Source organism: Streptomyces sp. NPDC045998, assembly GCF_056430285.1.
In genome coordinates this window covers 217,592-232,998 of record NZ_JBWKLJ010000007.1, presented here as the reverse complement: position 1 = coordinate 232,998, position 15,407 = coordinate 217,592, and the positions used below count along the sequence as shown (strand labels likewise).

At 70.3% G+C, this 15,407-nt stretch carries 17 protein-coding genes and 2 pseudogenes; 8 read left to right on the top strand and 11 right to left on the bottom strand.

Annotation, left to right across the window (positions count from 1 at the left end; translation table 11 throughout):
• Positions 1–9 precede the first annotated feature (9 nt).
• From AC07FJ_RS22080 to AC07FJ_RS22065, 4 genes are all read left to right on the top strand, one after another.
• Positions 10–588, top strand: a complete 579-nt coding sequence (locus AC07FJ_RS22080) for an SUKH-4 family immunity protein (RefSeq protein ID WP_479051054.1) — start codon at positions 10–12, stop codon at positions 586–588.
• 83 nt (positions 589–671) lie between these two features.
• The gene (locus tag AC07FJ_RS22075; protein ID WP_479051053.1) at positions 672–1,016 is read left to right on the top strand and encodes a hypothetical protein; all 345 of its coding nucleotides are present in this window, start codon (positions 672–674) and stop codon (positions 1,014–1,016) included.
• A 167-nt stretch (positions 1,017–1,183) separates the two neighbouring features.
• Entirely contained in the window at positions 1,184–2,404 is a 1,221-nt protein-coding gene (locus AC07FJ_RS22070) for a phospholipase D-like domain-containing protein (RefSeq protein WP_479051052.1), read from the top strand.
• A 121-nt stretch (positions 2,405–2,525) separates the two neighbouring features.
• Positions 2,526–2,768: a DUF6411 family protein gene (locus AC07FJ_RS22065; RefSeq protein ID WP_479051051.1), complete on the top strand. Its 243-nt coding sequence runs from the start codon at positions 2,526–2,528 to the stop codon at positions 2,766–2,768.
• Positions 2,769–3,023: 255 nt separating this feature from the next.
• Here the strand turns inward: AC07FJ_RS22065 and AC07FJ_RS22060 are convergent, their stop codons facing one another.
• The gene (locus AC07FJ_RS22060; RefSeq protein ID WP_479051050.1) at positions 3,024–3,989 is read right to left on the bottom strand and encodes a MerR family transcriptional regulator; all 966 of its coding nucleotides are present in this window, start codon (positions 3,987–3,989) and stop codon (positions 3,024–3,026) included.
• Positions 3,990–4,258: 269 nt separating this feature from the next.
• Between AC07FJ_RS22060 and AC07FJ_RS22055 the strand changes: the two genes are divergently transcribed.
• On the top strand, positions 4,259–4,534 hold the full coding sequence (locus tag AC07FJ_RS22055) for a hypothetical protein (protein WP_479051049.1): 276 nt from the start codon (positions 4,259–4,261) through the stop codon (positions 4,532–4,534).
• 112 nt (positions 4,535–4,646) lie between these two features.
• Here the strand turns inward: AC07FJ_RS22055 and AC07FJ_RS22050 are convergent, their stop codons facing one another.
• From AC07FJ_RS22050 to AC07FJ_RS22030, 5 genes are all read right to left on the bottom strand, one after another.
• Positions 4,647–5,222: a phosphatase PAP2 family protein gene (locus AC07FJ_RS22050; protein ID WP_479051048.1), complete on the bottom strand. Its 576-nt coding sequence runs from the start codon at positions 5,220–5,222 to the stop codon at positions 4,647–4,649.
• A gap of 152 nt (positions 5,223–5,374) precedes the next feature.
• Positions 5,375–5,971 (bottom strand): hypothetical protein, encoded by a 597-nt coding sequence (locus AC07FJ_RS22045; RefSeq protein WP_479051047.1) that lies wholly within the window; start codon positions 5,969–5,971, stop codon positions 5,375–5,377.
• 198 nt (positions 5,972–6,169) lie between these two features.
• Positions 6,170–6,547 carry a peptidase inhibitor family I36 protein gene (locus AC07FJ_RS22040; RefSeq protein WP_479051046.1) on the bottom strand — a complete coding sequence of 126 codons (378 nt, stop codon included), beginning with the start codon at positions 6,545–6,547 and terminating at the stop codon, positions 6,170–6,172.
• Positions 6,544–7,194, bottom strand: coding sequence for a hypothetical protein (locus tag AC07FJ_RS22035; protein ID WP_479051045.1), 651 nt, complete (start codon positions 7,192–7,194; stop codon positions 6,544–6,546). The genes AC07FJ_RS22040 and AC07FJ_RS22035 overlap by 4 nt, the downstream gene beginning before the upstream one ends.
• A gap of 266 nt (positions 7,195–7,460) precedes the next feature.
• Positions 7,461–7,817, bottom strand: coding sequence for a peptidase inhibitor family I36 protein (locus tag AC07FJ_RS22030; protein ID WP_479051044.1), 357 nt, complete (start codon positions 7,815–7,817; stop codon positions 7,461–7,463).
• Between the two features lie 389 nt (positions 7,818–8,206).
• Between AC07FJ_RS22030 and AC07FJ_RS22025 the strand changes: the two genes are divergently transcribed.
• A complete protein-coding gene (locus AC07FJ_RS22025) occupies positions 8,207–8,851 on the top strand; it encodes a LysE family translocator (RefSeq protein ID WP_479051043.1) in 645 nt (214 codons plus the stop codon).
• Positions 8,852–9,006: 155 nt separating this feature from the next.
• Here AC07FJ_RS22025 and AC07FJ_RS22020 read toward each other — a convergent pair.
• Positions 9,007–9,123: pseudogene (locus AC07FJ_RS22020) on the bottom strand (aromatic-ring hydroxylase C-terminal domain-containing protein); the annotation flags it as partial.
• 137 nt (positions 9,124–9,260) lie between these two features.
• Positions 9,261–10,616 carry an outer membrane protein assembly factor BamB family protein gene (locus tag AC07FJ_RS22015; protein WP_479051042.1) on the bottom strand — a complete coding sequence of 452 codons (1,356 nt, stop codon included), beginning with the start codon at positions 10,614–10,616 and terminating at the stop codon, positions 9,261–9,263.
• A gap of 335 nt (positions 10,617–10,951) precedes the next feature.
• Here AC07FJ_RS22015 and AC07FJ_RS22010 point away from each other — a divergent pair, with 335 nt between their 5' ends.
• The gene (locus AC07FJ_RS22010; protein ID WP_479051041.1) at positions 10,952–11,521 is read left to right on the top strand and encodes a YrhB domain-containing protein; all 570 of its coding nucleotides are present in this window, start codon (positions 10,952–10,954) and stop codon (positions 11,519–11,521) included.
• A 47-nt stretch (positions 11,522–11,568) separates the two neighbouring features.
• On the opposite strand, the pseudogene AC07FJ_RS22005 reads toward AC07FJ_RS22010, so the two are convergent.
• The 3 genes and pseudogenes from AC07FJ_RS22005 to AC07FJ_RS21995 form a co-directional block, all read right to left on the bottom strand.
• Positions 11,569–11,790 (bottom strand): annotated as a pseudogene (locus AC07FJ_RS22005) (ISL3 family transposase); the annotation flags it as partial.
• A 361-nt stretch (positions 11,791–12,151) separates the two neighbouring features.
• Positions 12,152–12,550: a hypothetical protein gene (locus tag AC07FJ_RS22000; RefSeq protein WP_479051040.1), complete on the bottom strand. Its 399-nt coding sequence runs from the start codon at positions 12,548–12,550 to the stop codon at positions 12,152–12,154.
• 494 nt (positions 12,551–13,044) lie between these two features.
• The gene (locus AC07FJ_RS21995; protein ID WP_479051039.1) at positions 13,045–14,160 is read right to left on the bottom strand and encodes a magnesium and cobalt transport protein CorA; all 1,116 of its coding nucleotides are present in this window, start codon (positions 14,158–14,160) and stop codon (positions 13,045–13,047) included.
• Between the two features lie 76 nt (positions 14,161–14,236).
• On the opposite strand from AC07FJ_RS21995, the gene AC07FJ_RS21990 reads away from it, so the two are divergent.
• Positions 14,237–15,361, top strand: coding sequence for a winged helix DNA-binding domain-containing protein (locus tag AC07FJ_RS21990; RefSeq protein WP_479051038.1), 1,125 nt, complete (start codon positions 14,237–14,239; stop codon positions 15,359–15,361).
• Positions 15,362–15,407 lie beyond the last annotated feature (46 nt).

Here is a 15,407-nt window from a genome sequence, read left to right as displayed (position 1 = left end):
AGGCACGTCATGCTGGCGGATGTCACGCCCGAGCAACTGATCGCCACGTTCGGGATAACGCGTGTCAGGTACTTTCCGCGCTCACGCGCCGGGGAGCTCCACGCCGCTACCGCGGATTTCCTGGCGAACGTCGGTCTGCCGTCCGTCGATGCGGGCAACGCGTTCTCGGCGAGGGACGACCTCGACGGTGCGGCGCGGCTGACCTGCACGCCCAGCCTGCGCGCCGCACTGGACCATCGCGATGGTCTCTGTCCTTCCGAGGCCTGGGGATGGGAAGTTCTGGGCGCGTTCAACTACTCTCTGGTCGCGCTCGACCCCACCGACGGGAAGGTGTACGCCTTTCCAGAGGGTGAGGACTGCACGCTCTTCCACGCGGACGTCTCCTCGCTCGCGCAATCCCTGATCCTCCTGGAAGGGACCAAGAAGGAGTGCAAGGGGCTGCCCACGGACGAAGCCGGCTATCAGGCGCGTATGGATGCCGTCGACCGGCTCAAGAGGTGCATCGCCCACTACGACGAAACCCCTCTGGGTCCCGACAGCCCTTGGTCGGCTCTGCTCGACGAGATGGCTCTCGGCATGTGGGGGTGACCACACCACCAAGGGGAGAAGATGCGTCAAGTGACCCCCTGGGAGTCTTCGGCCGCATCGCCGGCCAGTCGGCCTTCTCCCAGGTGGCGCATGAGCTCGCGGAAGGCGGCGGAGCGATCCCGGAGGACGAGCGCGGGACGATCGGCGCGTACCTGAGGAACGCTCCCGTGATCATCGCCCTCATGGGCTACACGGAGGACGCCCTGGAGGGACGGTTCGCCGTCACCGGAGGCTCCGCCATCCTCAGCGACGGCACCTGGTTCTGGCGGCGCGACGCGGCGGAGTACGTGGAGACGTACGGCACAAACCTCCCGCAGGGCTTCTTCCGGAGCGGCCGCGCGACACGGTGGAACCCGGCCCGTCTGACGAGCGACGAAGTCCTGGACATCGACGACTACTTCATGTGGCTGCGCTCGCGGCGGGTGTGACCGTGTGCCCGGGGCCGGCCCCACAGGAGCGACGGTCGCCGATTGTTCTGCCGCGCTTACCCGGGGCCGCGAGGTGTCAGGCGTCGTAGGTCGGTGTGTACAGTCGGCTCGCCCCGGCGGCAGCCGGACGAGCGGGGCAGCCCCTTTTCCGACCGGGAGGTGAAGCCATGACGAGCGTGAGCAGCGGGCCGGACCTGTCAGACGAGGCCACGGTGCCGTCGGCCTTGTCGGTGTCCGAACGCAAGCAGCGGATGCGGCGGCGCCTGGAGCGGCTGATCGGCATCGCCGCCACCGAGGGAAACGCTCTGGTGCCGCTGCGCAACGGGGACGAGATCTTCACGGCGATGCTGGACGGCATCCGCGGCGCCGAGCACACCGTGGACATGATGACGTTCGTGTACTGGCGCGGGGAGATAGCCCGTGAGTTCGCCCGGGCGCTGGCCGACCGGGCCCGCAACGGGGTACGGGTGCGACTGCTGCTGGACGGCTTCGGCAGCCGCCTCATCGAACAGGACCTGCTGGACCTGATGGAGGACGCCGGGGCCGAAGTGTCCTGGTTCCGCAAGCCCCTGTACCTCTCCCCGCTCAAACAGAACCACCGCTGCCACCGCAAGGTGCTGGTCGTCGACGAGCACACGGCGTTCACCGGCGGGGTGGGCATCGCCGAGGAGTGGTGCGGCGATGCCCGCAACGAGAACGAGTGGCGCGACACCCACGTCCAGGTACGCGGTCCCGCCGTGGACGGCATCGCCGCCGCCTTCGCCCAGAACTGGGCCGAATGCCACGACACCCTCTTCGACGACCGCGACCGCTTCACCAGCCACGCGCCGCACGGCGACGCGGTGGTGCAGGTCGTGCGGGGTTCGGCGAGCTTGGGCTGGCAGGACATGCAGACCCTCATACGGGTCATGCTCGAATCCGCCGAGCAGCGCTTCCGCCTGGCCACCGCCTACTTCGCACCCGACGCCTACTTCGTCGACCTGCTGTGTGCCGCCGCCCGGCGCGGCGTCGAGGTGGAGATCCTGCTCCCCGGGCCACACACCGACAAGCGGGTCTGCCGGCTGGCCGGCCAGCACCACTACGAGGACCTGCTCGACTGCGGAGTGAAGATCTACCAGTACCAGCCGACGATGATGCACGCCAAGATCATCACCGTCGACCAGGTCGCCGCGCTGGTGGGTTCCACCAACTTCAACCGCCGCTCCCTCGACCACGACGAAGAGGTCATGCTCGCCGTCCTCGACGAGGAGTTCACCGCCACCCTGGACCAGCACTTCGACGACGACCTCCTGGCCAGCGAACGCATCGAGAAGGGCCGCTGGACACGCCGCTCCACCGTCCAACGGCTGCGCGAGGCCGCCGTCGCCCCCATCCGCCGGTTCCTGTAGGACGCGGACAGGGCCACCGGTGAGGGGTCCCGGCGCGGCCACGGCGGGACTGGGCGCACCGTACGTACATACGGACGCCGCGTCGGGGCAGACGACTCTCACCCGTCCGAAGGAGCCCCTCATGATCGTGGTCGCCGTCATCGCCGTATGCGTGGTCCTGGCCGTGCTGGCCTTCTTCGTCCCGCGCATCTCCCGCCACCCCGAACGCGGCACCCAGCGTTCCCTCGGTGCCGGCGCTCGCGCCGGAGGAAAGGCGCCCGGCATCCTGGGCCGGCTCCTGAGCAAGCCCTTCCACACCAGTTCGCGCGCCGTGGGCCGCAGCGGCTCAGCCGGCCGCCGGGCCCGCGGCCGCATGCCCTTCTGATCAGGAGCTGGTGCCTTGCGTGCCGCCGGTGCCTTAGCCGAGCGGCAGACCCAGGAACTTCGCCGGAGCCAGCTCGAGGAACTTCGACATCGCGGCGGCGAGCCGTCTCTCCTCGGCCCCCCGGGCTCGCCCGCCACGCTACGGAACACGAAGTCGCCTTTCTTCCGGCGGTGGTTGGCATGTGGCAGGCGCCACCGTAACCCGCGACGGCACCAAGACGATCAAGGATTCCGCCCCCTGCCGAACGGGATGCGGTCATGCGTCCCGATGGGTGCGGAACCACTGCGTCACTTCGTCGGCGTGGGTGTCCGGCGGGAAGACCGGGTAGAAGACGTGCTCGATGGTGGCACCGCGCAGTACGAGCGTCAGACGCCGGTACAACGTCTGGCCGTTGGCCTCGAACGTCGGGAGCTTCAGTGCGTCCGCGAGCGTGAGCCGGGGGTCGGAGAGCATGGGGTAGGGCAGATGCAGGCGGTCCACGAGCGCCTGCTGGTAGTCGGCCCGGTCCGAGGACAGGGCAAGGACGCGATCGACGCCTTCGGTGCGCAGCGCATCCAGGTTGTCGCGGAAGTTGCACGCCTCCTGGCTGCATCCGCGGGCGCCCGGGATGTCGTTCCAGCCCTCCGGGATGTCGGCGGCCGGGTCTCCGGTCAGCGGGTACAGGAACAGCACCCAGCGGCCCTCGGAGACCGCGTCCAGGCGTATGTCGCTGCCGTCCGTGCCGGTGAACGACAGAGCGGGGAGCGTAAGGCCCGGAAGGTGGGCGGCGGCGCCGTCGTCCACCGGGGCCGGCAGACCGGAGGGCAGGGGGTCGGCCTTGGGCAGCATCTTGTCGGGCTCCTTCGATGGCTTGGTGATGGTGGGGAAACCTCGCCGGGCCGCCGCGTCCCGGCGGCGGATCAGCTCTTCCCGGCTGTGGGCCAGCCGGGCGACGAGAAGGTCGAGCGCATCGATCTTCTGCTGGTAGGCGGCCAGGGACTCCGCGCAGTGGTCGCCCTCCTCGTGGCCCGCGCGCAGGCAGGCGAGAAACGGCCTGGTCTCCATGGGAGTGAGTCCGAGCGCCCCAAGGCTGCGGATCTCCTCCGCCAGCCGGACGTCCTCCGCGGTGTAGTCGCGGTAGCCGTTGGCCGCACGGCCGGGGTGAAGCAGACCGCAGTCCTCGTAGTAGCGCAGCGCCTTGATCGTCACGCCGGCGGCCGCGGCCGCCTCACCTGCACGCATGTGCACCTCCTCGTCGGAACAGAACGCTAAACCCGGCCCTTGGGGGACGGGTCAAGTGGCGAGGCGGACGAGCGGCAGGGGAGAGGACGGGGGCAGTGGCCATGCGCCGATGAGGCGTGCCCGCCCGACGTCGACCGCGTACGAGGAGAGCAGGCCGGTCAGTTCCGGGGCGTGCTCCCGGCCCGGTACGCCGCGCGGAACCCGTCCGGCAGCGTGCAGGCATGGGCCCGGGCCCGCGCATATCGCTGGCCACGTGGTTACCGCAGGCCATGGCCAAGCCCGACACACCTGACGGGCCTGACAGGCCTGACAAGAAGACGGAAGCCGAGATACGCGAGGCCGAGGAGGAACGCGCCGAGGCCCAGCCGTTCAGCTACCCCCACCCGGAGCGGCGCTCGAACGTCCGCGCGACCCGGCACATCACCCGTGAAGAGGCCGACGCCGACAGCGTCCCGGGCGTCCCCGGCGGCTACGGCACCAGCGGGGGCGGCCAGCCGAGCCGTACCAGCAGCGGCGCCGACGAGGCCGACCCCGACCAGCACTGACCCGACGAGCAGGGAGAGGAGCCGGGAGCAGGGTTGCGCCAGCCGTCCAGCCGTCCAGTCGTCCAGTCGTCCCGATGGTGGGCAGCGCGTACGCGCTCGGCGGCGCTGTCCGTCATCCGGTCAGACGCCCACGGGCCTTCCGGGCGGCGTGGCGCAGCAGCAGGCGGGGCGATCGACGTACCAGCAAGCCCATCACCAGGCCGATGGCGGCGCCCCCGGCGACATCGCTGGGGTAGTGCGCGCCGGAATGCACCCGCTCCACGGCCACGATGGCGGCCGGTACCGCGCAGACCGCCGCCGCCCCGGGCCAGACGCCCGCAACCGCCACCGTGAAGCCCACGGCCGCCGCGGTGTGCCCGGAGGGGAAGGAGGAACTGTCCGGCCGATCCCGCACCTCATCGCGAGGCACGAGGTTCTCGGGCGGGCGGCGGCGTTCGCACAGCGGCTTGCACACGGCGTTGGAGACCAGCTCCGCCGCCCCCATGCCGATGATCCCCGCTGCCGCGGCCGTCCGGCCCCGGCCGCCGCCGACGGCGGACATGAGCGCTGCCGCGGCCCACCACAGCTTCGTATGCTCGGCCGCGGTTCGCGCTTTCGGCATGACCCGGCGCGCCAAAGGCGACGTCCAGTGCGCTGCACGCCGCGTGAGGCGCCGGTCCACTTCTTCCCACTCCGTCAGGTCGGCCATGATCGCCTGTTTCCCGCTCGGGGCGCGCGCACACCGGACGCGCACGGACATGTGACGGTGACCGCGCTGACGTGGAACTTTCCGCTGCCCGCCGTGTTCCCTCGTATCACTCAGGGCTCCGAAGGGGCCGTGGGACGGTTTCCTCGGCCGTCTCACGGTGGTGAAAGGGGCGGGCTGGAAGGGCGGTTGCCCGTCACCCCCATGCGTCTCGTGGTCAGGCGGGGGCCAGGATTCCGGTTGACCCGCGTGGGGCCACAGGCGGCCCCCCCCCCTTCGCATGCGGGGATCGCGCCTTCCCAGTCGTCGGTGCACCGATCGGCCCACCTCCGGACCACCAAGATCGGCCGGGTCACCACGCCGCCGACGCCCTCCTGTACCCGCACCACCAGGCCAAGCCCGTTTACTCCGGGGTTTCCCCGCGGACCATAGGAAACATCGGCCACCCCACACCTGTCAGCGTGCAAGAGGGACTCCTCCAGGTCGGCTGGAGCGCAAGCCGTCAACTCCCTCCACCACAGCGTCACCTGCGGACCGTGCATCGCGTCGACCGCAACGCAGAACAACCGGCCGTCGGTGAAGTAGGCGTACACGGCGGGCTCTTCACGACCCGTGCCGAACTCCACACCGAGGATCTCCTGCGATGAGGGGTCAGCCTGGAACCGACGCAGTTCGGTCATGCCCGGCAGCACCGAGGCGACCTCGGACATGCCCATGCCGAAGCACAGGGGACCGACGCTTTCGAGGGGCATGAGCTCCCAGCCCAACCGCGCCGGCCGCCCCTTTACGGCACCCCGGCGTTCTCCTGCCGCCATCTCTCCGCCCGTCTCCGTCCGACACCGAGCCGCGACGGACACCGGCCGGTGCTCACCGTCACCCGGCGTTACACCCATCTGAGCGCCCGTGGGTCCGCCGCAGGACGGCGGACCCACGGGCGGTGCGACCGGGTCTCAGCAGCCGTGGGCCCACCGGTGGGAGTCGCCGCGGTCGTTGGCCACGCCGTTCCAGTGGACCTCCTGGCCGGGGGCGAGGCAGATGGACATGCTGCCGCCCTGCCAAGCGTCCTCGTAGACCTGTACGAAGGCCGGTACCCCCGGTCCCACGATGCCGTGGTTGGCCCAGGAGGAGTCGGCGTCGGCGATGTGGCCCTCCCACCAGCCGTCGTCACCGTGCCAGTTCGCCCGCTGGCCCTGGTAGTCGGAGTGTTCCCAGGCGCAGAAGTGGCCGGACGGGCAGTCGGCCGCGCCGGCCGGCGCGGCGGCGGCGAGACTGCCGGTGAGGACGAGGAAGGCCGCGGTGGCGGAGGTGAGCAGCCTGCTGAGGGTCATGAGGGTGCGTTGCCTTTCCGTTGGGGGGTGGGGCGGTCGGCCAGGAGGCCGGCCGCGCGCCGCACTGCACGGTCGCGCAGGCGGTCGTAGGTGGTGGTGTCGTCGCGGTGCGCGGCGCGGACCTGCGCGAGCCGGGCCGGCTCCAGCCGCTCCCGCAGCGACTCGAGGCCGCTGGCGCGGACGCACGAGCTGTCGTGGTCGTCGCAGGCGGCCCGGCGGGCGAGAGCGGCCCGGTAGGCGGGATCCTCGCGGAGTAGCGCCTGTGCCTCGGGGCGCAGGTTGTTGACGGTGACCTGAGCGTGGAACCAGCGTTCCTGGTCGCCGTAAAGGTGGCGGTGCGCTTCGGCCAGGCAGCCGTCGGTATGGGCGCGGACGGTGTAACCGGTGGCCAGCGTGATCGCCAGCTCGGCAGGTCCGGTCCCGAACAGCACCTCTTGCCGCGGCGGCGGCCCGGCGGCGCCGCGAGCCTGCAGGCACTGGTTCACGAGGACCTGCTCGGCGGTCGCGATCAGGTCACTGCGGCCCCGCTCCGAGGCGGGCAGTGCCGGTTCCGGCTGTGCCGTACAGGCCCCGGTGAGCAGCACCGTCAGCGTGGCGGCCACCAAGGTCCGGCCCATGGCCCGCACCGAGGAAGCGTTGATCGTCACACCGCTTCAAACGATCACACGATGCCGAGGGCACGGCAGGCGCCCGCTGGACCACGGACGCGGTCCGGCCAACTCGCCAACTCGCCGGCCTCGCCCCCCGGCCGGGAAGTCCGGAGCAGTGGCTCGGCCACGATGCCCTCCGCACCCACGGCGGACCACTCGCGCTCGGCAGGCGTTGATTCGGGTCACCTGGTGGAGGGCCCTCCTCGACCGTCGCCGACGGCCGCGCGTTCGCCACCGGACGCGTCGCCCCCGGTAGGCCCCCCTCAGCTGGGCTCGCAGCCCTGCGGGTCGGTCGCGACGCCGTCGATCCTCGTGCCCCACGCCCAGTTGGGGTCCCGGTCGCCGGTCCAGATGCGCCGGTGGTAGCAGCGTCCTTGGGAGTGATCGATCGCGTAGACGACCGCGTCCGAGTTGGACTCGAAAGATCGCGCCCTGTCATGCAGGAAACCCGGTACATCCGCATAGCCCGACGGGCGGTAGCACCATGATGCGCCCCGGTACCCGGGCTCCGTGTAGAAGCAGACCTCGCCGGGGGCGGCCTGCGCCGTCGGCGCTGCGACCAGCGGCACGGACAGGGCCAGAGCGGCAGTGAACACTGCTGCGGTGATGGAATGACGCATGAGTGAGCTCCCGAGCTCCCAGGGGGTCGATACAGCCAGACCATGGTCCCAAGAAGTGCTGCTACAAAGGCATAAAGTCACCCTTAGAACGCATATCGCAGCACTCCTTGGCCTCCGGAGCTCTGCCCGGCTCGCGTAGCCCAGGGCGATGGCATCGGTTAGGACCTGTCCGGCCGGTCACGCGGAGATCGCCGACGCGATCGCACTGATCCGGCTGCAGTCGTCAGCTGTCGGCCGGCTGGAGTCAGGGCGCACGGAGACACCGAACGGCAGGGCCGTATTCTCGAACGGACGATGCAGGCGATGCAGATGCATCGGAGCCACCCTACGGAGCCGGACCCGCCCCACTCCGGGTGCCAGGTACCTGGCGAGCGATCAGGAGTTGACGAGTGATCAGTCTGGCCGCAGCGGGGGGAGTGGCCCTGGTCGAACTGGGCATGGCCCTGACTCCGGGACCGAACATGATCCACCTCGCCTCTCGCGCGATCACCCAAGGTCGCAGGGCGGGCCTGGTCAGCCTGAGTGGGACCGCCGTGGGATTCCTGTGCTACCTCTTGGCCGCGGCCGCGGGCCTGTCCGCGTTGTTCGCCGCAGTGCCGCTGGCGTTCACGGTGGTCAAGCTCGCCGGGGCCGCCTACCTGGCCTATATGGCCTGGGACATGCTCAAGCCCGGTGGCCGCTCGCCCTTCGCCCCGGCCCAGGACCTTCCTCCGGTCTCTGACGCCCGCCTGTTCTCGATGGGGCTTCTGACCAATCTGCTCAACCCCAAGATCGCTCTCCTGTACGGCGCTCTTCTGCCCCAGTTCATGGATCCGCAGGCGGGCCCGGCCTGGGCGCAACTGCTCCAGCTCGGCGGTGTGCAGATCGTCGTGGGGATCTCTGTGAACGCTCTGATCATGCTGAGCGCAGCACGGGTGTCGGGGTTTCTGGCCGCTAGGCCCCGCGTGATGACCGCTCAGCGGTTCGCGTCGGGCGGCTTGCTCGGATTCTTCGCGCTGCGCACCGCCCTGTCCCGTACGCCTGTCTCGGCCTGAGCCATGCCTGTGGCTGTTCTCATCTGGGGCGCCCGGGTGGAGGCTGAGCCGTTGTGGGTCCAACTTCCGGGCCCACAAAGGACCGCACTCGGGAACGATCAATAGGAAATGACGTCTTGCTCCCACTGCATCTCTGCGATCCAGGTCAAGCATGCTCAGCCGGCTGCGGTGCCGAACCACTCGGACAAGCGCCCGAGGAGTTCCTGCTGGCCCTCGCCGGCCCATGCCACGTGGCCGTCGGGTCGCAGTAGTACCGCGGGCACGTCGAGTTCGCTTCGTTCGGCGGCGCGCACACACGTACCTCCGCGCCGAGATTCCGCACCTGTGCGGCCAGTCCCGCCAGCGGCGGGAGCCGCGCCGGATTCGAACTCCTGCGGAAGCGCGCTCTCATGCCCTGGTATCCAAGACGTCATCCGACCTTGTATGCCGAGAAGGGCCGAACGCCCCAGCCCCACCGCACGGCGACGACCAGGTCCTTGTGGGTGAGCAGGCCCGCGAGCTCGCCCACCTTGTGGTCGATGTCGGCGCCGGTGTCGCGGCTGTCCTGCTCGTCGCCGGTGGTGGCGTCGAGGACCAGCAGTTGCTCCGTGCCGTCATGCCTGCGGCCGAGGCTGCGGGCAAGGACGGTCACCCGGCCGTCGGCCGCTTCGAGCGCGAGGGCGCGGCGGCCGGCGGCCAGGTCGTGCCGCCACACCTCGGTGCCCTTCGCGAGGTCGAAGGCGACCACCCGGTGCACGTACATCCTGCCCCGCTTGGCGTCGGCGGCGGCGTAGAGCCGTCCGTCCGCGACGGCCACGAGCTCGGGCCGGTGCGACAGGACGGTGCCGTGGTCGCCGACGGATTGGATCCGGCCCAGTGCCGTCCCGTTCTCGCCGAACGCGAGGTAGGTGCCCGGCAGGCCGCCCTGCGCGGTCCCCCCGACCTGCACGACCACCGGATCGGCCGACAGCAGCGTCACCTGCGCGTCCGTACCCGGCGTCGGGCGGCCGCCGAGCGGCGCGGACCACCGCTCCTTCCCGTCGGACCGGTCGAACGCGGCGAGCCGCAGTTCGGTGCGGCCGCAGGTGAGCACGGCGAGGACCTGTCGCTCGCCGGCGGCGACCCGCTCCGGCACACAACCGGCCGGGACCGCGGCCTTCCAGCGCAGGGCGCCGGTCCGCAGGTCGACGGCGCGCAGGGCCTCCGCACCCGGCACGACAGGCCGGATCGTCTCGAGGACCCAGCGGTCGTCGCCGTCCCTCAGCACGGCGAGCCCGCCGCCGGCGGCAACCATGTCAGTGACCGACTCCGTCAGGTCGGCCGGGGCGCGCCGGACGTGCCACAGCTCCCGCCCGGTCGTCAGGTCCAGCGCGGCGACGGTCGCGCAGCCCCGACCGCCCGGGCCCCGATTGCCCCGCGCGAGCAGGACGACAGAACCGGCCGCACGGCGACCGACCGCACACACATGGTCCTGACCGGGCGGTGCGTACTCCCAGCGCCGCTCGCCCGACCCGGCGTCGAAGGCAGTGACGGCGTCGTACCGACTGCGGACGAGCGTGTCGCCGACCAGCCAGGCACCGTTGCCGTAGTCCCGGGCATTGTCGTCGACCGGGGCCTCCCAGGCGACGCGTAGCGAGCCCTCCGGAGCGGAGCAGCCCGAGGCGAAGCCGACAACGAGCAGCGCGGCGACGGCCGCGATCAGCGGCCGGAGCCGCCCGGTTCCCCCACGGTACGGCCGCCACCGCTCCCGCCCGGGTCGCGTGTCGTCGGTCGTGCGCACTGCCATCCGGTCCCCACCCCTGGCTCGAAACGATCGAAGCCCCGTCAGATTAGGGGACTCGTGATCACCTGCGCTGTTCTCGTCCCATAGCCGTGACGGATCATCAGTGCTCCACAGAAGGTGGACCAGAACCCGAGTCTGGGCAGCAGATGTTCACGAGTTTCGGTTCTGGCTCAACTCCGGCGACGAGGGCAGCGTAAGTGATCGTCGGGTACTCCATCGCTCGGAGAATCGGTAGCGTCTGTTGGCGCTGTGCACGTGCGCCCACTGCGGTCTGCCAAGACGTGAAGCGAGCAGGAAACCTGGTGGTAGGCATCCAGGCCGTACGGGAAGCTGGCAAAGTGATCGAGCGTGATGCCGCGGTTCAGATCGTTGAGGAGGAGCTGGAACGCGACTACCAGCGGGAGCTGTCGGTTGGGCTTAACCCGATGCGCATGGCTGTGTCGCATGTAGAGCAGCATGAGCTGGTATGGATTGTTTCCTGGACGTCTGAGGAGTATTTGCGCACCCGAAACCCAGACTTCGCGCTGGCCGGGAATGGGCCGTACCTTGTTGACCGGGTCGACGGAAGCCTGCATCAGATCGGTGTGGTCTCCGCAGTAACGGACGCGTGGGAAGCGGACTACCGAGTCCGCATTCGAAGGCAGGTCACGCGGACCGCAGTGGATGATCTACACGATGAGGTCCGGGCGGTGGCGGACGCTCGTGGGAGGGTTCATGCCATGCACACCCTGCGCCAGAAAGTGCCAGGGCTCTCCCACGCTCAGATCATCGAGTACGTGACCGCCTTGCACCATGGCGATGCTCCGGCGCACCTTGTGGAGGTCCCCTCCAGGGAGCTGGTACCGCCTACCGACCCGGTTTTGTCCGTGGTGACCATCCGCAGAGCCGAGAACCGTCGAGGTGCCTGACAGCAGCGGCTGTCCTCACGAAGCGAGGGAGAACCTGCTTACGCAGGAAGAACAACGCTTCGTCCGGCGCTGGGCACATCAGCGGGAAACCGCAGGTAGGAACCATGAGCCCGGTTCGACCAGAGCTCGCACGCCGGGCAGGCGGCACCGTGCGCCGTGTATGCCACGTCGACCTGCGCTATCGCGATGCTCACGTCCACCGACAGCACCGCAACGTCTTCGATCGATGGGAACAACAGCTCTTGCAACTGGAGCACGAGGGTGCCGATGCTGACGCCGCTGCCGGTGAGCGAGGTGGCGTCGGCGGCGCGCGCGATGCCGAAGTCGATGACCCCGACCGGCACCTGCCCCGCTGGCACAGCGCACGCGATCGTCGGAGGCTTCACCTCACTCGGCGCCTGACGGGCGGTCGCCATCAGCCACCTCACCGCCCAGGGCCGACATCCGCAAGCGCGGCTCCCAGCCGGCGTGCACCTTCGGTCAGTTCGGCGTGATCGGCCGTCGCCGCGAACCCGATATCGTGTACTGCCCGCGGCTTGCGCCGCGGTGCCAGGGCCGCCGTCACAGGTCAGCGGCGCTCCTCGCTGATTTGACCAAGCCTCGGGTACCCACACTCGCGATAGCGGGAGGCTAGGTCGGTGCGTCGGAACCCGGCCGGGCGTGCCGCGTGCGATTCCGTCGGTGAACGATGAGCGGCAGGGCTGACCCGATCAATGCCACAACGGTGGCGGCGACCCAGTGCCGCGTCTGCTGGCCCATGAGCAGGCACGAGACGACGCCGAACCAGGCGCCCGCGGCCGGAACCAGGGCCGCGTGCCGACCGGCGGTCGTATCGGTGAGGGAGGCCACGCTGAAGTAGGCGACGATGAATCCGGCAAACACGCCGAGTGCGTACCACCCGCCACCGCCAGGGAGGTTGTAGCCCCTGAGGTTTCGCTCCAGGCCCAGGTCAACGGCCCCGGCAACTCCCCAGAAGAACGCGCTGGAAGCCACCACGCCCAGAGCGACGCGCCGCGCCGTATTCGTCATGCCGGGATCGTATGAGTGACGAGTGGAGTTCGGCCAGGGCGTTGTTCCGGGCGGCCGTGTACGCAGAGCCGTGACGTCGGCGTCGAGGGTGGTGAGCAGCTGCCGGGGCGATGCGCTCTGCACCTGGAAAGTGTCTCCGCCTGGTACGGCAACCAGAAGCTCGGCAACCGTCAAGCGCGTCGACGAGCGCGTATGCCTCCACGTCCTTCCGCACCTCGGCGAGGTGGCACTGAGGGAGGCTCCGCGACCGTCCTGCGCGGCTACATCGCCACGCTCAAAGGCGAGTGTGCACCCGCTACGCCTGCCAGAGCGTTACGTTGTGTATCCATGCGCCGACGAGGGTGGCTGCGCCGGTGGATGGAGAACCGGGTCGGCGCGGGAGAAGCGACGCGAGCCGCCACGCAGCGCGTTCTCCCCGGATTCTCCCCAGGGGCCAGAAGGCCATTCCGCAGCGTTCGCGAGGCGAATTGAGGGCGGCGTGGCCGGCCCGGCTCCTACAGCCAGTCGCGTTTCTTGAAGATCACGTACAGGCTCGAACACACCACCGCCATCAGCAGGATCGCGAACGGATAGCCGTACACCCAGTGCAGCTCCGGCATGTGGTCGAAGTTCATGCCGTAGATGGTGCCGACCAGCGTCGGCGCGAAGAGGATCGCCGCCCACGACGAGATCTTCTTGATCTCCTCGTTCTGCTCGAAGCCCGCCTCCGCCAGCGCCCGCATCTCCGCGTTCTGCTGCTGCGTGACCAGTGTCGCGTTGACCGTGAGGATTTCGGTCAGGGCCTGGCGGAAGCCGTCCACGCGTTCGCTGGTGTGGGTGACGTGGTCGGCGACGTCGCGCAGGCGGCGCTGGAGTTCCTCGTCCGTGCCGTACTTGGCGAAGCCGGCCATCAGGGAGTTGAGCATGCCGACCAGGGGGCGGGTCGCGCGCTGGAACTCGACCATTTCGCGGGAGAGTTCGTAGATCCGGCGCGACACCTCGGGGTCGCCGCGGAAGACCTCGGTCTCGATCTCGTCGATGTCGTTCTGGACGCCCGCGACCACCGGCACGTACTCGTCGACGACCGCGTCGAGGATCGCGTACAGGACGGCCTCCGGGCCGAGGGCGAGGAGTTCGGGGGTCTCCTCCATGCGGCGGCGTACGGAGGAGAGGTCGGGGGCCGCGCCGTGGCGGACGGTGATCAGGAAGTCCGTGCCGATGAAGATGTGCAGCTCGCCGAAGTCGACCTCCTCCTGGGCGTCGAGGTAGCGCGCGGCGCGCAGGACGACGAAGAGGGTGTCGCCGTACCGCTCCAGCTTCGGGCGCTGATGGGCTTCCATCGCGTCCTCGACGGCGAGCTCGTGAAGGTCGAACTCGGCGGCCAGTGACAGCAGTTCCGCCTCGGACGGGCGGTGCAGGCCGATCCAGGCCATGCCCTCCGGCTCCTCGCGCAGGCGGCGGAACGTCTCGGCGAGGGTGGTGAGGGAGGCGACCTTGCGGCCGTCGCGGTAGACGGAGGCCTGGACGATGCTGCCCTGCTTCCCGGAGGAGGCGGGCACGGGCGTGGTCGCCTCGGGCGCGGCCGGGGGAGGACGGCGGCGCCAGTTGTTCTTCTTCGACGGCAGGGTCATCGGGATCTCACCTCCTTGCCTCGGGGCAGGATATATGCCCCGCTTTGTTCCGGCGCGGCGGCGTACTGTGCCGGTCATGGCCACCACAACCAGCCCGGGACCAGGCCCGGGCCCCGTCCTCTCCGCCCGCGCCCTCAACCGCGCCACCCTCGCGCGGCAGCTCCTGCTCCGGCGTACCCCGATGTCCGCGAAGCACGCCGTCGAGCACCTCGTCGGACTCCAGGCCCAGAACACCAAGCCGCCCTACGTCGCCCTCGCCGCCCGCCTCGACGGCTTCCGGCCCGAGGAGCTCTCCGGGCTCCTGGAGTCCCGCGAGGCCGCCCGGATCGTCACCCTGCGCTCCACCATCCACCTGCACACCGCCGACGACGTGCTGCGCCTGCGCCCCCTGGTCCAGCCGGCGCGGGAGCGGGAGGTGCAGCTGTTCCGCAAGGGCCTCGCCGGCGTCGACCTGGAGCGGCTGGCCGGCCTCGCGCGCACGCTCGTGGAGGAACGGCCCCGGACCCCGAAGGAGCTCCGCGAGGCGCTGCTGGAGCGCTGGCCGGACGCCGACCCGCTCGCCCTGACCGTCGCCGCACGCTGTCTGCTGCCGCTCGTCCAGGTCACCCCGCGGGGCCTGTGGGGCCGCAGCGGCCAGGTCGCCCTCACCACCGCCGAGGCGTGGCTCGGGCGCGCGACGGAGCCCTCCGCCACGGCCGACGCGACCGCGCTGCGCTACCTCGCCGCCTTCGGCCCCGCCTCCGTCAAGGACATGCAGACCTGGTCGGGGCTGACCCGGCTGCGCGAGGCGTTCGAGCGGCTGCGGCCCCGCCTGCTGACCTTCCGCGACGAGTCCGGGACCGAGCGCTTCGACCTGCCCGACGCGCCTCGCCCCGACCCGGACACCCCCGCCCCGCCGCGCCTCCTGCCCGAGTTCGACAACCTGCTGCTCTCGCACGCCGACCGCACCCGCGTCGTACCACGGGAGTACAAGGACCGCACCTGGAAGGGCAACCAGGCGTACCGCACCTTCCTCGTCGACGGCTTCCTCGCCGGGATCTGGCAGCTGGAGGAGGGCAAGGGCGGGGCGGCCACCGTCACCGTGCAGCCGTTCGGGACGCTGACGCGCGAGCAGTGCGCCGCCGTCGCGGAGGAGGCCGAGCGGACCCTCACCACGCTGTCGTACGCCGTGGACGTACGGTTCGGGGAGTTCGCTCCGTAGCCGATCGGGGGTAGTGAGACTCCGGCGACTTACTGCGGAGGAGGAC

What these genes read in the sequence shown, in the direction of transcription:
- AC07FJ_RS22050 (WP_479051048.1), bottom strand. Translation starts at nt 5,222, where the DNA reads ATGGCCGACCTGACGGAGTGGGAAGAAGTGGACCGGCGCCTCACGCGG.
- AC07FJ_RS22030 (WP_479051044.1), bottom strand. Translation starts at nt 7,817, where the DNA reads ATGCGTCATTCCATCACCGCAGCAGTGTTCACTGCCGCTCTGGCCCTG.
- AC07FJ_RS22070 (WP_479051052.1), top strand. Translation starts at nt 1,184, where the DNA reads ATGACGAGCGTGAGCAGCGGGCCGGACCTGTCAGACGAGGCCACGGTG.
- AC07FJ_RS22060 (WP_479051050.1), bottom strand. Translation starts at nt 3,989, where the DNA reads ATGCGTGCAGGTGAGGCGGCCGCGGCCGCCGGCGTGACGATCAAGGCG.
- AC07FJ_RS21995 (WP_479051039.1), bottom strand. Translation starts at nt 14,160, where the DNA reads ATGACCCTGCCGTCGAAGAAGAACAACTGGCGCCGCCGTCCTCCCCCG.
- AC07FJ_RS22000 (WP_479051040.1), bottom strand. Translation starts at nt 12,550, where the DNA reads ATGACGAATACGGCGCGGCGCGTCGCTCTGGGCGTGGTGGCTTCCAGC.
- AC07FJ_RS22045 (WP_479051047.1), bottom strand. Translation starts at nt 5,971, where the DNA reads ATGCCCCTCGAAAGCGTCGGTCCCCTGTGCTTCGGCATGGGCATGTCC.
- AC07FJ_RS21990 (WP_479051038.1), top strand. Translation starts at nt 14,237, where the DNA reads ATGGCCACCACAACCAGCCCGGGACCAGGCCCGGGCCCCGTCCTCTCC.
- AC07FJ_RS22080 (WP_479051054.1), top strand. Translation starts at nt 10, where the DNA reads ATGCTGGCGGATGTCACGCCCGAGCAACTGATCGCCACGTTCGGGATA.
- AC07FJ_RS22015 (WP_479051042.1), bottom strand. Translation starts at nt 10,616, where the DNA reads ATGGCAGTGCGCACGACCGACGACACGCGACCCGGGCGGGAGCGGTGG.
- AC07FJ_RS22055 (WP_479051049.1), top strand. Translation starts at nt 4,259, where the DNA reads ATGGCCAAGCCCGACACACCTGACGGGCCTGACAGGCCTGACAAGAAG.
- AC07FJ_RS22040 (WP_479051046.1), bottom strand. Translation starts at nt 6,547, where the DNA reads ATGACCCTCAGCAGGCTGCTCACCTCCGCCACCGCGGCCTTCCTCGTC.
- AC07FJ_RS22065 (WP_479051051.1), top strand. Translation starts at nt 2,526, where the DNA reads ATGATCGTGGTCGCCGTCATCGCCGTATGCGTGGTCCTGGCCGTGCTG.